Source organism: Burkholderia lata (assembly GCF_000012945.1).
GTDB lineage: Bacteria > Pseudomonadota > Gammaproteobacteria > Burkholderiales > Burkholderiaceae > Burkholderia > Burkholderia lata.
In genome coordinates this window covers 1,127,485-1,140,722 of record NC_007511.1, presented here as the reverse complement: position 1 = coordinate 1,140,722, position 13,238 = coordinate 1,127,485, and the positions used below count along the sequence as shown (strand labels likewise).

At 68.3% G+C, this 13,238-nt stretch carries 9 protein-coding genes; 4 read left to right on the top strand and 5 right to left on the bottom strand.

The window, feature by feature from the left end; all coding sequences use genetic code 11:
* Nucleotides 1-15 precede the first annotated feature (15 nt).
* Together BCEP18194_RS27830 and BCEP18194_RS27825 are read left to right on the top strand one after the other, a co-directional pair.
* Complete coding sequence (locus BCEP18194_RS27830) at nt 16-552, top strand: VOC family protein (RefSeq protein ID WP_011354620.1); 537 nt, start codon at nt 16-18, stop codon at nt 550-552.
* Between the two features lie 40 nt (nt 553-592).
* On the top strand, nt 593-1,348 hold the full coding sequence (locus BCEP18194_RS27825; protein ID WP_011354619.1) for a glucose 1-dehydrogenase: 756 nt from the start codon (nt 593-595) through the stop codon (nt 1,346-1,348).
* Nucleotides 1,349-1,546: 198 nt separating this feature from the next.
* On the opposite strand, the gene BCEP18194_RS27820 is transcribed toward BCEP18194_RS27825, so the two are convergent.
* Nucleotides 1,547-3,061, bottom strand: coding sequence for a purine-cytosine permease family protein (locus BCEP18194_RS27820; protein ID WP_011354618.1), 1,515 nt, complete (start codon nt 3,059-3,061; stop codon nt 1,547-1,549).
* 202 nt (nt 3,062-3,263) lie between these two features.
* Nucleotides 3,264-3,911 (bottom strand): glutathione S-transferase family protein, encoded by a 648-nt coding sequence (locus BCEP18194_RS27815; protein WP_011354617.1) that lies wholly within the window; start codon nt 3,909-3,911, stop codon nt 3,264-3,266.
* Nucleotides 3,912-4,016: 105 nt separating this feature from the next.
* On the opposite strand from BCEP18194_RS27815, the gene BCEP18194_RS27810 reads away from it, so the two are divergent.
* The gene (locus BCEP18194_RS27810; RefSeq protein ID WP_011354616.1) at nt 4,017-5,135 is read left to right on the top strand and encodes a transketolase-like TK C-terminal-containing protein; all 1,119 of its coding nucleotides are present in this window, start codon (nt 4,017-4,019) and stop codon (nt 5,133-5,135) included.
* 18 nt (nt 5,136-5,153) lie between these two features.
* Here BCEP18194_RS27810 and BCEP18194_RS27805 read toward each other — a convergent pair whose 3' ends face one another.
* Entirely contained in the window at nt 5,154-5,609 is a 456-nt protein-coding gene (locus BCEP18194_RS27805) for a MarR family winged helix-turn-helix transcriptional regulator (protein WP_011354615.1), read from the bottom strand.
* 173 nt (nt 5,610-5,782) lie between these two features.
* Between BCEP18194_RS27805 and aceE the strand changes: the two genes are divergently transcribed.
* Nucleotides 5,783-8,476, top strand: a complete 2,694-nt coding sequence (gene aceE / locus BCEP18194_RS27800) for a pyruvate dehydrogenase (acetyl-transferring), homodimeric type (RefSeq protein WP_011354614.1) — start codon at nt 5,783-5,785, stop codon at nt 8,474-8,476.
* A gap of 59 nt (nt 8,477-8,535) precedes the next feature.
* Here the strand turns inward: aceE and BCEP18194_RS27795 are convergent, their stop codons facing one another.
* Complete coding sequence (locus BCEP18194_RS27795) at nt 8,536-10,059, bottom strand: efflux transporter outer membrane subunit (protein WP_011354613.1); 1,524 nt, start codon at nt 10,057-10,059, stop codon at nt 8,536-8,538.
* Nucleotides 10,056-13,229: an efflux RND transporter permease subunit gene (locus BCEP18194_RS27790; protein ID WP_011354612.1), complete on the bottom strand. Its 3,174-nt coding sequence runs from the start codon at nt 13,227-13,229 to the stop codon at nt 10,056-10,058. The genes BCEP18194_RS27795 and BCEP18194_RS27790 overlap by 4 nt, the downstream gene beginning before the upstream one ends.
* Nucleotides 13,230-13,238 lie beyond the last annotated feature (9 nt).

Below are 13,238 nucleotides of genomic sequence, written 5' to 3'. Positions count from 1 at the left end.
CGCCACGGAGACGCCATGAACGACCCTGTCCTCGGCCCCATCGACCAGATCGGCTACGTGGTCGCCGATCTCGACCGCAGCATCGCGCGCTGGCGCGCACGCCACGACGTCGGCCCGTGGACCGTATTCCGCAACGTGCGCCTCGACGGCATTCATCTCGGCGAACCCGTGACGGTCACGATGGACGTCGGGCTCGCGTATCGCGGCGCTCTGCAGATCGAACTGATTCACGTGACGAACGACGCGCCCTCGCCGTACCGCGATGCGCATGGGCAGCCGCTCGTCGGGCTGCATCACGTCGCGTGGGTCGTCGATGATCTCGATGCCGCGCTCGCGCAGCTCACGGCCCGCGGCCTGCGTGTCGTGTTCGACGCACGCAACCCGGCCACGCGCGTCGCGTATCTCGACGACGCCGACGATCCCGGCGTGCGCGTCGAAGTGATCGCAGGCGCCGGCATGCGCGACATGATCGCGCATGGCATCGCCGAAGCCCGCGCATGGGACGGCGCCGATCCGGTTCGCATCATCGACGCGGCGGGCGCCTCCGCGTAAGCGGCCCCGCGCGCCCCTCTCACTCACAGGAGCAAGCAACATGAAACGACTCGAAGGCAAGGTGGCGCTGATCACGGGCGGTGCCCGCGGCCAGGGCGAAGCGGAAGCGCGCAGGTTCGTGGCCGAAGGCGCACGCGTGGTGATCGCCGACGTGCTGGACGAAGCCGGCCAGCGTGTCGCGGCCGAACTCGGCGACGCCGCACGTTTCCAGCATCTCGACGTGACCCGCGAAGCCGACTGGCAGATTGCCGTCGATGCGACGCTCGCGCAGTTCGGCCGGCTCGACATCCTCGTGAACAACGCGGCGATCCTGAAGCTCGTGCCGATCGAAGCGTGCTCACTCGACGACTATCGCAAGGTGATCGACGTGAACCAGGTCGGCTGCTGGCTCGGCATGAAGTCGGCGCTTGGCGCGCTGAAGGCGGCAGGCGGCGGCTCGATCGTCAACGTGTCGTCGACGGCCGGGATGGAAGGCGTCGCGGGCGGCAGCGCATACGTATCGAGCAAGTTCGCGGTGCGCGGGATGACGAAGGCCGCCGCGCTCGAATTCGGCCGCTACGGCATTCGCGTGAACTCGGTGCATCCGGGCGGCATCGATACGGTGATGGCGCGCCCGCCCGAATTCGCGGATTTCGATCCGTCGTCGATCTACAGCGGCCTGCCGATCGCGCGCATCGGCAAGCCGGACGAAGTGGCGAGCCTCGTGCTGTTCCTCGCGTCCGACGAATCCGCTTATTGCACGGGATCGGAATTTATCGTCGACGGCGGGATGCTCGCGGGCAGTTCGTTCCACTAACCCGCCTCCAGGTCAACGCGCGCCCGCCAACCCGGCGGGCGTTTTCGTTTTCGTTTTCGTTGGCGTTTGCGGCCCGCCGCATGGAAAGTACGGCCGCCCCCCCCGCAGGCAATCACACGCCCGCAAACGACAATGCCGCCGGCGGCTCTCCCGCGCGGCGGCATCGTCATTTGCAGCGCAGCCCATCACGCGCTGCTCTTACCCCTTCGGCTGGATCGCCGGTGCTCCATTGCCGCGCACCACCTGCATGCCGCCGCGCACGAAGCGTCGCCCGTGCGGACCGTACACGCCATCCGGTTCCGGATACAGCGTCAACAGCACGAAATACAGCACGCCGCCCACCAGCAGCGACACCGGCACGCTCAGGTCGAGCCCGCCCGCGAGGTTGCCGAGCGGCCCGACGAACTGGCCCGGCAGGTTCACGAACGACAGACCGACGAACGCGGCCGGCAGCCACGCGCCCATCGCGCGCACGTTCCAGCCATGCGTGAACCAGTAGTGGCCGCCGCGCAGCCCGCGGTTGAACACCTGCAGGTCGTCCGCGAGATAGTAGCCGCGGCGCGTCACGTAGCCGATCACCATGATCGCCATCCACGGGCAGCTGAACGTATCGATCAGCGTCGAGAACGTCGCGACGCTTTCGACGAGGTTGAACCAGAAGCGGCCGACGAAGATGAATGCGATCGCGATCGTGCCGATCAGCAGCGTCGCACGCACGCGGTTCAGCAGGCGCGGGAACATGCTCGAGACGTCGAGGCCGGTGCCGTACAACGCGGTCGTGCCGGTCGACATCCCGCCGATGATCGCGATCAGGCACATCGGCAGCAGGAACCAGCGTGGCGAAATCGCGAGCAACCCGCCGACGTAGTCGTTCGACGCGATGAACGCGGGCGCCTTCGTCGCGATGATCGTCGCGGTCGCGAGGCCGAAGAAGAACGGCACGAAGGTCGCGATCTGCGCGGCGAACACGGCGCCCATCACGCGATGCTTCGGCGTGTTCTGCGGGATGTAGCGCGCCCAGTCGCCGAGGGTCGACGCGAACGAGACAGGGTTGCTCAGCGCCACCAGCACCGCGCCGACGAACGCGGCCCAGAAGCCCGCGCTACCCTGCTGCACCGTGCCGGCGTAGTTCATGTCGAACAGGCCGGCGAACGCGAACAGGCCGGCGACGAACAGCACGCTCGCGGCCCACACGGCGATCTTGTTGACCCACAGCATGAAGCGGAAGCCGTAGATGCAGACGATCAGCACGAGCACCGCGAACACCATGTAAGCCGCGCCGAGCGTGAAGCCGTTGACGGGCACGCCAACCATGTTGTGCGCGCCGCCGACGAGCGCATCGCCCGAGCTCCACACCGCGAGCGAGAAGAACGCGATCGACGTGAGCAGCGCGAGGAACGAGCCGACGATCCGGCCGTGAATGCCGAAATGCGCGCCGGACGACACGGGGTCGCTCGTACCGTTGCGCGGGCCGAACAGGCTCATCGGCGCGAGGATGCAGGTGCCGGCGAGCACGCCGAGCACGATCGCGCAGACACCCGCCTTGAACGACAGCCCGACCAGCACGGGAAAGCTGCCGAGCACCGAGGTGGAAAATGTATTGCAGCCGCCGAACAGCAACCTGAACAGATCGATCGGCCGCGCATAGCGCGATACATCGGGAATGCGCTCGAAACCGAACGACTCGACCTGCGTAATCCTGCCTTCACTCATTTGTCTCCAACTCCTCTGGTGCGTCTGTACTGCCCGGGGCTGCGGCGATACGACACATCGTCATCGATTCGCGGCCACTCTAAACCGGATCGCGCGGCGCAAATATCACGCATTCGAGACGTTTACGACGAAGGAGAACGATGTTTCCCGGCAGGCCAGCGGCCGGCGCCCGCGCCATCCGTGCGGCGCGGGCGATGCGACGTCAGCGCGCGCCCTCCGCCGCCGGCGCGCGGCATGCGATCAGGCCCCGCTGAACGGCCTGCCGCGCCTCGATGCCGGCGAGCCAGCGCTCGACGTGCGGGTAGCCGGCCAGGTCGAGATCGAGTTCGGGCGCCGTGCGCAGCCACGGAAACGCGGCGATGTCGGCGATCGAGTAGCGCGGCGACGCGAGATACGCCGATTCCGCCAAGCGGCCGTTCACGACCCCATAGAGGCGCCGCGCCTCGTTCCGGTAGCGCTCGAGCGCTTGCGCATTGACCGTCTTCGATGCATGCAGGAACCACCAGAGCTGGCCGAGCATCGGCCCGATCCCGCCGATCTGGAAGTGCAGCCATTGCTGGACGGCCGTGCGCTCGGCCAGCGTGTCGGGCTGCAGAACGCCCGTCTTCGCGGCGAGATAGCCGAGGATCGCGCCGGATTCGAACACGGTCAGCCCGGCATCGTGGTCGACGATGGCCGGGATCTTGCCGTTCGGGTTGATCGCGAGGAACGCCGGGCTGCGCTGCTCGCCGGCGGACAGGTCCACGTGCACGCGGTCGTAGGCGAGCCCGGCCTCTTCCAGGTAAATGGCGATCTTGTGTCCGTTCGGCGTGTCGGCCGTATGGAACGTGAGGGGATGCGTCGAGATCATGTCGGTCCTTGTCTTCCGGTTATCGTTGCAACTACAATCGTTGCAATTGCAATCCTATGCCGGAACCGATAGCTCCGGCGACATGCCAGTACTCGAAGGAGGGACATGCAGACTGCGCGATCCGGTCCGCCCGTGCGGACACCCGACACCCGCCGCGCCGCGGCGGCCTGCCTCGAAAGGCTGCTGACGCAGCGGCTCGCGCCGCGTGGCCGCGCGGTGTCGCCGCTCGGTGCGATGCGTGCCGCCGCCGATTGTCTCGAACGCGATGCCGCGACATCGGAGCGCGTATGGATCGTGCGTGCCGATGCGCGGGAGCCGTCTGCTGACACGGGAGCCCATCGCCGCATCAGCGCATGGCCGCTGCGGTTTCTCGATGCGCGCAAGCGGTTCGAGAAACCCCTGCTGTACCTGCTGCATGCGCGCGCGACCGACCGGCTGCGGCTGGCGTCGGTCGAAACCATCGATCGCGGGATCTTCGTCAACGATGCCGAAACGGTCGCGTCGTCCTGGCCGAAAGGCGTGACGCCCGACGTCCCGCACTGGCTGGCCGCGAACCCCGCGTGCACGCCGTACGATCCGGCTTCGGGGCATGAGGCGATCGCGATCCTGCGCCACGCGCTGCGCACGCTTTATGTCGCCGGCCAGCCGGGATTCTGTTACCTCGCGAGCCACGACAACCTCGTGCCCGATGCGAAACCGCTGTCGGCCACGGCGGCCCGCGATGCATTCAGCGGCATGGTGCGCGCCGGCCGGCGCGCGGCAGCGGGCGCGGCCGCGCAGATCCGGCTGTGCGGCGCGGGCAGCACGCTCGCGCAGGTGATGGAAGCGGCCGATCTGCTGCACGACGAATGGCGCGTCGATTCGACGATCTGGAGCTGCCCGAGCTACACGCAGCTCGCCCGCGACGGTCACGCGGCCGACCGGTGGAACCTGCTGCACCCGCAGGACGAACCGCAGATCGCGCATGTGCGCCGATGCTTCGGCGACAGCCGCACACCGGTGCTCGCGGTGACGGGCTACGCGGGGCACGTCGCCGCGCAGATCGGCGCGTTCGTACCGGCCCGCTTCGCGGTGCTCGGCGCGGATCTGGCCGGCCCGAGCCCCGGTACGCGCGTGCCGGGTGCGCGCTGGATCGCCGCGGTGGCGCTTCGCCTGCTGGCCGACGACGGCCGCGTGCCGGCCGACTGGGCCGCGCAGGCAATGCGCCGCTATGCGAGCGGCTGACGCGCGGGCCGGCCGCCGCTACTTCGCGTCGGCCGCCGCGTCGCGCGCCGCGGCGGCCGCACGGTCGAGCGCGGCGGCCATCGCCGCCTGCTCCTTGCCGCCGAACTGATCGAGGAAGAGTTCCGCGACCGTCGACTGGTACACCTTCCACATCTTCTTGCGCAGCGTCCGCCCCTTGTCGGTGATGCGCGCATACGCGGCGCGGCCGTCGTCCGCCGAACGGGCGCGCGTGACGAGCCCCTCCTGTTCGAGCCGGTCGACGAGGCGCGTAAGGTTGTAGCGCTCGATCGCGAGCACGTCGGCCAGTTCGTGCATGCGGCGCGTGCCGTCGGGCCCGCTTTCGAGCCCCCACAACGCGTCGTACCACGCGTAGGCCGGCAGGCCGGCCGCCGCGAGGCGGCGCTCGATCTCGCGAATCATCGTCCGGTGTGCGCGGACGAACGAGAACCACAGATCGGGTTCGGGTGCGCTCATGTCAGGTCGTTCCTCTCGTTGAATTGCAGTTGCAATTAAATTTTACCTCGATAACAATTGCCTCCATACGATTGCAATTGCAACTATCTGCCCGCCGATCGGCGGGCGTTCCGTCGCGCGACGCGGCGCCACGACCGTCGCCCCGCGCAGTCTTATGCTTCTGGAGACATTGCATGACCGCACCTCTCGCGCTACCCGACATCGACCCGCAGGAAACCCGCGAATGGCTCGATGCGCTCGAATCCGTGATCGCGCTCGAAGGCCGCCCGCGCGCGCACTTCCTGCTCGACCAGCTTTCCGACCTCGATGCGGCACGCCACGGCGACCTGCACGGCCGCGTGACGACCGCGTACGTGAACTCGGTGCCGCGTGAACGGCAACCGGCCTATCCGGGCGATCTCGCGCTCGAACGGCGCCTGAACGCGATGATCCGCTGGAACGCGATGGTGATGGTGCTGCGTGCCGGCCGGCATTCGAACGTCGGCGGGCACATCGCGACCTACCAGTCGGCCGCGGTGCTGTACGACGTCGGCTTCGATCACTTCTTCCGCGGCCGCACCGATACGTTCGACGGCGACATGGTCTACATCCAGGGCCATTCGGCGCCCGGCATCTATGGCCGCGCATACCTGGAAGGCCGCATCACCGACGCGCAGCTCGACAACTTCCGCCGCGAGACCGGTCGCGAAGCGGGACGCGACGGGCTGTCGTCGTATCCGCATCCGCGGCTGATGCCCGATTTCTGGCAATTCCCCACCGTGTCGATGGGGCTCGGGCCGCTCACGGCCGCGTATCAGGCGCGCTTCATGCGCTACCTCGAATATCGCGGGCTGAAAGCGCATCAGGGCCGCAAGGTCTGGGCATTCCTCGGCGACGGTGAAATGGACCAGCCCGAATCGCTCGCCGCGATCTCGCTCGCCGGGCGCGAACGGCTCGACAACCTGATCTTCGTCGTCAACTGCAACCTGCAGCGACTTGACGGCCCCGTACGCGGCAACGGCAAGGTCATCCAGGAACTCGAAGGCACGTTCCGCGCAGCGGGCTGGAACGTCATCAAGGTGATCTGGGGCGCCGGCTGGGATCGCCTGCTCGAACGCGACACGACGGGCCTGCTGCGCCGGCGCATGATGGAATGCGTCGACGGCGACTACCAGACCTTCAAGTCGCAAAGCGGCGCGTACGTACGAGAGCACTTCTTCGGCAAGTATCCCGAACTGCTCGAACTCGTCGCCGACCTGTCCGACGACGACATCTGGAAACTGGCGCGCGGCGGCCACGACCCGGAAAAGGTGCACGCGGCCTATGCGCAGGCGATGCGCGCGGACGGACGGCCGACCGTCGTGCTCGCGAAGACCGTCAAGGGCTTCGGGATGGGCGAAGCCGGCGAAGGCCAGAACGTGAACCACCAGTTGAAGAAGATGAGCGCGGACGCCGTCCGCGCGTTCCGCGACCGCTTCGCGTTGCCGGTCAGCGATGCGCAGCTCGACGAACTGCCCTACCTCAAGCCGGAGCCGGGCAGCGCCGAGGCACGCTACTTCGAGGAACGCCGTGCCGCGCTCGGCGGCCACGTGCCGGCCCGCTTAAGCCACGTGGAACCGCTGCCGGTGCCGCCGCTCGCCGCGTTCGACGGTCAGCTCAAGGACAGCGGCGAACGTGGGCTGTCGACGACGATGGCGTTCGTGCGCATCCTCGGCACGCTGCTGAAGGATCCGGCGCTCGGCAAGCTCGTCGTGCCGATCGTGCCGGACGAATCGCGTACGTTCGGGATGGAGGGCCTGTTCCGCCAGATCGGCATCCACTCGCATCTCGGCCAGCTCTATACGCCGCAGGACGCGGGCCAGCTCAGCTACTACAAGGAAGCGAAGGACGGGCAGATCCTGCAGGAAGGCATCAACGAATCGGGCGCGATCGCGTCGTGGATCGCGGCCGGCACGGCGTACAGCAACCACGGCCTGCCGGCGATCCCGTTCTACATCTTCTATTCGATGTTCGGGCTGCAGCGTGTCGGCGATCTCGCGTGGGCGGCCGGCGACGCGCGTACGCGCGGCTTCCTGCTCGGCGCGACGTCGGGCCGCACGACGCTGATGGGCGAAGGGCTGCAGCACGACGACGGGCACAGCCACGTGCTGTCGTCGGTGATTCCGAACTGCGTGTCGTACGACCCCACCTATGCGTACGAACTCGCGGTGATCGTGCGCGATGGCCTGCGGCGAATGTTCGCGGAACAGGAAGACGTCTACTACTACATCACGCTGCTCAACGAGAACTATCCGCATCCGGCACTGCCGGACGGCGCGGAGGCCGGCATTCTCAAGGGTCTCTATTTGCTGCGCGAAGACACGTCGCGCGCGGCAGATACGCCGCGTGCGCCGCACGTGCAACTGATGGGCAGCGGCGCGATCCTGCGCGAAGTGCTCGCCGCAAGCGACCTGCTCGCGCAGGACTTCGGCGTGTCGAGCGACGTGTGGAGCGCGACGAGCCTGAACGAGCTACGCCGCGACGGGCTGGCCGCGGAACGCTGGAACCTGCTGCATCCCGAGCAGGCGCCGCGTGTGCCGTACGTGCAGCAATGCCTCGACGGCCGCACGGGCCCGGTGGTGGTGGCGACCGACTACATGAAGATCGTCGGCGACCAGATCCGCGCGTTCGTCGACGGCCGGCGCTTCGTGTCGCTCGGCACCGACGGCTTCGGCCGCTCGGATACGCGCGACGCGCTGCGCACGTTCTTCGAGGTCGATCGGCACTTCATCGTGATCGCCGCGCTGAAGGCGCTCGCCGACGACGGCGCGATACCGCGTGCGCGCGTCGGCGAAGCCATCCGGCGCTACGGCATCGACATCGACAAGGTCGATCCGGCCAGCGTGTAGTCACGCGGCGGCGCGGCAGGCAGGATCGCTCCGGCCTGCCGCGCCACCGTGCCCGCGCGTTACTGCACCGACTGCGCGAGCGGGCCTTGCGGGCCCTGCCCCGTTCCCGACGGCCAGCCGCCTGCCAGCGCCTTGTACAGCGCCACCGTCGATGCCGCGCTGCGCATCTGCCCGTCGGCCGCCGCATCCTGTGCCTGCAGCAGCGTGCGTTGCGCATCGAGCACTTCGTAGTAGTCGATCGCGCCCGCCGAAAACCGCGCCTGCGCCAGTTGCGCGGCACGCGCGCTGTCGGCCGCGGCCTGCACGAGATGGCCCGTCTCGTCGCGCGTGCGAGCGGCGCGCAGCAGCGCGTTCTCGGTTTCCTCCAGCGCCCCGAGCACGGTCTGCCGGTACTGCGCAAGCTGGCCGGCCGCTTCCGCATCGCTCGCGGCGATCCGTGCACGCACGCGGCCGACGTCGAGGAACGACCAGTCGATGCCGAGCGCGATCAGGTTCGTGTCGCTGCCCGCGCGGAAGAACCCGTAGCTGCTCGTCGCACTGCCGAGCAACCCCGACAGCGTGAAGCGCGGGAACAGGTCGGCCGTCGCGACGCCGACGCGTGCGGTCGCCGCGTGCAGCCGCGCCTCGGCGGCCGCGACGTCGGGCCGCCGCCGCAGCAGGTCGCCCGGCGTGCCGGGATCGATGTCGGCGGCCAGTGCCGGCAGCGGCACGGGCGTGCCCGCCGACGCGGCTGCCTTCGGGAGATCGAAGCGGCCGATCAACGCGTCCGGCGTCTGCCCGGTCAGCACTGCGAGCCGGTGCTCGTCGACGCCGATCGCCGCTTCGTACACGGCGATCCGCGACGTCGTCGATTCGTACTGCGCGCGCGCCCGCGCCGCATCGAGTTCCGACCCTCTCCCCGCGCCGACGCGTGCATTGATCAGTGCGAGCGTCTGCTTCTGGTTATCGGCGTTTTCACGCGCGATCCGCAGCCGCTCCTGCGAGCCGCGCAGATCGACGTACGTGCTCGCCACCTCGCCTGCGATCGCGACGCGCACCGCGCGCACGTCCGCCGCGCTGGCAGCCGTTTCCGCCCGCTGCGACTCGATCGAACGGCGCACGCGGCCGAACAGGTCGAGCTCCCACGCGGCATTGATCCCGATGCTGGACGTCGGCGTATCGCGCTGACTGCGCGACGCGCCGAACGCCTGGTCCTTGCTCATCAGCTGATGGCCGATCTGCCCGCTCGCGGTGATCGTCGGATAGCGGTCGAACGTGGCCTGCGACAGCAACGCATTCGATGCGTCGTAGCGCGACACGGCGACCTGCAGGTCCTGGTTCGCCGCAAGCGCCGTGTCGATCAGCTGCGTCAGCGCCGGATCGCCGAAGCCGCGCCAGAACGTGGCATCGGCATCGGCCGACGCGTCGGGCGGCGTATCCGGCGTCGTACCGGGCGGCGCCGCATCGCGCGACGCCACCGGATGCGCGTCGCGGGCGAACCGCGCGGCCGTGGTCGTGTCGGGCCGCTTGAAATCGGGGCCGACCGCGCACGCGGCGAGGGTCACCGACATCGCGAGCGCGGAAAGACGGAAAGCGGCGCTCATCGGTTTTCTCCTTCGAGGGTGCCGTGGTGTTCGCTCCACACGGCCGGCGTGCCGCCCGCGAGCTTGCGGATCGCCACATAGAACACGGGCGTCAGGAACAGCCCGAACAGCGTGACGCCCAGCATCCCCGCAAACACGGTGATGCCGGTGGCCGCCCGCACTTCGCTGCCCGCGCCGCCGCCGATCAGCAGCGGCACCGAGCCCGCGATGAACGCGACCGACGTCATCACGATCGGGCGCAGCCGCAGCTTGCACGCTTCGAGCGCGGCTTCGATCACGCCCTTGCCCTGGATTTCGAGCTCGCGTGCGAACTCGACGATCAGGATCGCGTTCTTGCACGCGAGCCCCATCAGCACGACGAGCCCGACCTGCACGAACACGTTGTTGTCGCCCCCCGACAGCCACACGCCGAACAGCGCGGCGCAGATGCACACGGGCACGATCAGGATCACCGCGAGCGGCAGCGTCCAGCTCTCGTACAGCGACGCGAGCACGAGGAACACGAGCATCACCGCGAGCGGGAACACGACGATCGCCGCATTGCTCTGCGTGACCTGCTGGTAGCTGAGGTCGGTCCATTCGAGCGTGATGCCCGGCGGGAGCACTTCCTTCGCGATCTGCTGGAGCTTCTCGATTGCCTGCGACGACGACATCACCTTCGGATCGGCATCGCCGATCAGGTTCGCGGCCGGATAGCCGTTGTAGCGAACGACCGGGTCGGGCCCGTACGCCGGCGCCACCGTCACCATCGAGCCGATCGGCACCATCTCGCCCTTCGCGTTGCGCGTGCGCAGGTTCGCGATGTCGGCGGCCGTCTGCCGGTGGCCGGCATCGGCCTGCGCCATCACGCGGTACACGCGGCCGAACAGGTTGAAGTCGTTCACGTACATCGAGCCGAGATAGACCTGCAGCGTGCTGAACAGGTCAGTCAGCGCGACACCCTGCGCCTTCGCCTTCAGCCGGTCGACCTTCACCTCGAGCTGCGGGATGTTCGCCTGGTACGAGCTGACCGGGTAGCTCATCCCCGGCGTTTTCGCGACCGCGCCCTGGAACGCCGTGAGCGCGTTCTGCAATGCGCCGTAGCCGAGCCCGCCGCGATCCTCCAGGTACAGCGAATAGCCCGAGCCGTTGCCGAGGCCCTGGATCGGCGGCGGCATCAGCGCATAGGTAATGCCGCCGCCGATCGCCGCGAAGCGCGCGTTCAGGTCCGCGTTGATCTGCGCGGCACTGCGGTGGCGCTGGTCGAACGGCTTCAGGATCACGTACGAGTTCGTGATGTTCGGCGTGTTCACGCCTTGCAGCGCGTTCAACCCGGCAAACGCCGGCACCATCTCGACACCGTCGGTGCCGAGCGCGATCTTCGTCATCTGCTCGGTCACCTCGCTGGTGCGCGCGAGCGACGCGCCTTCCGGCAGTTTCGCGCCCGCGAACAGGTACAGCTTGTCCTGCACGGGGATGAAGCCGCCCGGCACCGCGTTGAGCAGCAGCGTGGTCGCCGCGAGCAGCGCCGCGTAGACCGCGAACACCACCCCGCGCCGCTTCAGCGTGCGCGACACGAAGCCGTGATAGCGATCGGAACTGCGGTCGAAGAAGCGGTTGAACGGATGGAACAGCCAGCCGAACGCGCGGTCGAGCCCGCGCGTGAGCGCATCCTTCGGCGCACCGTGCGGACGCAGCAGCTTCGCGGCGAGCGCGGGCGACAGCGTCAGCGAGTTGATCGCGGAAATCACCGTCGAGATCGCGATCGTCACCGCGAACTGCCGGTAGAACTGGCCCGTCACGCCCGACATGAACGCCATCGGCACGAACACCGCGCACAGCACGAGCGCGATCGCGACGATCGGCCCCGACACCTCGCGCATCGCCTGGTGTGCGGCGTCGCGCGGGCTCAGGCCCTGCGCGATGTTGCGCTCGACGTTCTCGACGACCACGATCGCATCGTCGACGACGATCCCGATCGCGAGCACGAGCCCGAACAGCGTCAGCGTGTTGATCGAATAGCCGAGCAGATAGAGCCACGCGAACGTGCCGACCACCGAGACGGGCACCGCGACGAGCGGAATGATCGACGCGCGCCACGTCTGCAGGAACAGGATCACGACGAGCACGACCAGCACGACGGCCTCGATCAGCGTGTGCTGCACCGCGCGGATCGATTCGCGCACGAACACCGTCGGATCCCACACGGGCCGGTACGCGACGCCGGGCGGGAACCGCTTCGACAGCTCGTCGAACTTCGCATACACGGCCTTCGCGACCTCGAGCGCGTTCGCGCCCGGCGACAGGAAGATGCCGACCACCGCCGATGGCTTGTCGTTGAAATACGAGCGCAGCGTGTAGTCGCCCGCGCCGAGCTCGATGCGCGCGACGTCGGACAGCTTCACGACCTGCCCGTCGTCGCCGGTACGCAGCACGATGTCGCTGAACTCCTGCACCGTGCGCAGCCGGCCGCGCACGTTGATCGACAGCAGGAAGTCATTTTTCTTTGGCGACGGCTCCGCGCCGAGCTGGCCGGCCGACACCTGCACGTTCTGCTCGCGCACGGCGGCAATCACGTCGCTCGCGGTCAGGCCACGCGACGCGAGCCGGTTCGGGTCGAGCCACAACCGCATCGCATAGTCGCCGGAGCCGGACAGGCCGACGTCGCCGACGCCCGTGAGCCGCGACAGCTCGTCCTTCACGTGCAGCGTCAGGTAGTTGCGCAGGTACAGCGAATCGCGGCTGTTGTCCGGCGAATAGAGGCTCACGTACATCAGCGGCGTGGGCGACTGCTTCTGCGTGGTCACGCCGTACTGGCGCACCTCGTCGGGCAGGCGCGACAGCGCCTGGCTCACGCGGTTCTGTACGCGCACGGCGGCGGTGTCGGGATCGACGCCCTGCAGGAACGTGACGACGACCTGCAGGCTGCCGTCGGAACCGGCGACCGACTTCATGTACATGATGCCTTCGACGCCGTTGATCGCCTCTTCGAGCGGTTCGGCGACCGATTCGGCGATTTCCTTCGGGTTCGCGCCCGGGTAAGTTGCTCGCACGACGACGCTCGGCGGCACGACTTCCGGGTATTCGCCGGCGGGCAGCATCGGAATCGAGATCAGGCCGATCGCGAAGATGACGATCGACAGCACGACCGCGAAGATCGGCCGGTCGATGAAGAATCGGGAGAAATCCATTGCCTGTCT

What these genes read in the sequence shown, in the direction of transcription:
- BCEP18194_RS27830 (WP_011354620.1), top strand. Translation starts at nt 16, where the DNA reads ATGAACGACCCTGTCCTCGGCCCCATCGACCAGATCGGCTACGTGGTC.
- BCEP18194_RS27825 (WP_011354619.1), top strand. Translation starts at nt 593, where the DNA reads ATGAAACGACTCGAAGGCAAGGTGGCGCTGATCACGGGCGGTGCCCGC.
- BCEP18194_RS27820 (WP_011354618.1), bottom strand. Translation starts at nt 3,061, where the DNA reads ATGAGTGAAGGCAGGATTACGCAGGTCGAGTCGTTCGGTTTCGAGCGC.
- BCEP18194_RS27815 (WP_011354617.1), bottom strand. Translation starts at nt 3,911, where the DNA reads ATGATCTCGACGCATCCCCTCACGTTCCATACGGCCGACACGCCGAAC.
- BCEP18194_RS27810 (WP_011354616.1), top strand. Translation starts at nt 4,017, where the DNA reads ATGCAGACTGCGCGATCCGGTCCGCCCGTGCGGACACCCGACACCCGC.
- BCEP18194_RS27805 (WP_011354615.1), bottom strand. Translation starts at nt 5,609, where the DNA reads ATGAGCGCACCCGAACCCGATCTGTGGTTCTCGTTCGTCCGCGCACAC.
- aceE (WP_011354614.1), top strand. Translation starts at nt 5,783, where the DNA reads ATGACCGCACCTCTCGCGCTACCCGACATCGACCCGCAGGAAACCCGC.
- BCEP18194_RS27795 (WP_011354613.1), bottom strand. Translation starts at nt 10,059, where the DNA reads ATGAGCGCCGCTTTCCGTCTTTCCGCGCTCGCGATGTCGGTGACCCTC.
- BCEP18194_RS27790 (WP_011354612.1), bottom strand. Translation starts at nt 13,229, where the DNA reads ATGGATTTCTCCCGATTCTTCATCGACCGGCCGATCTTCGCGGTCGTG.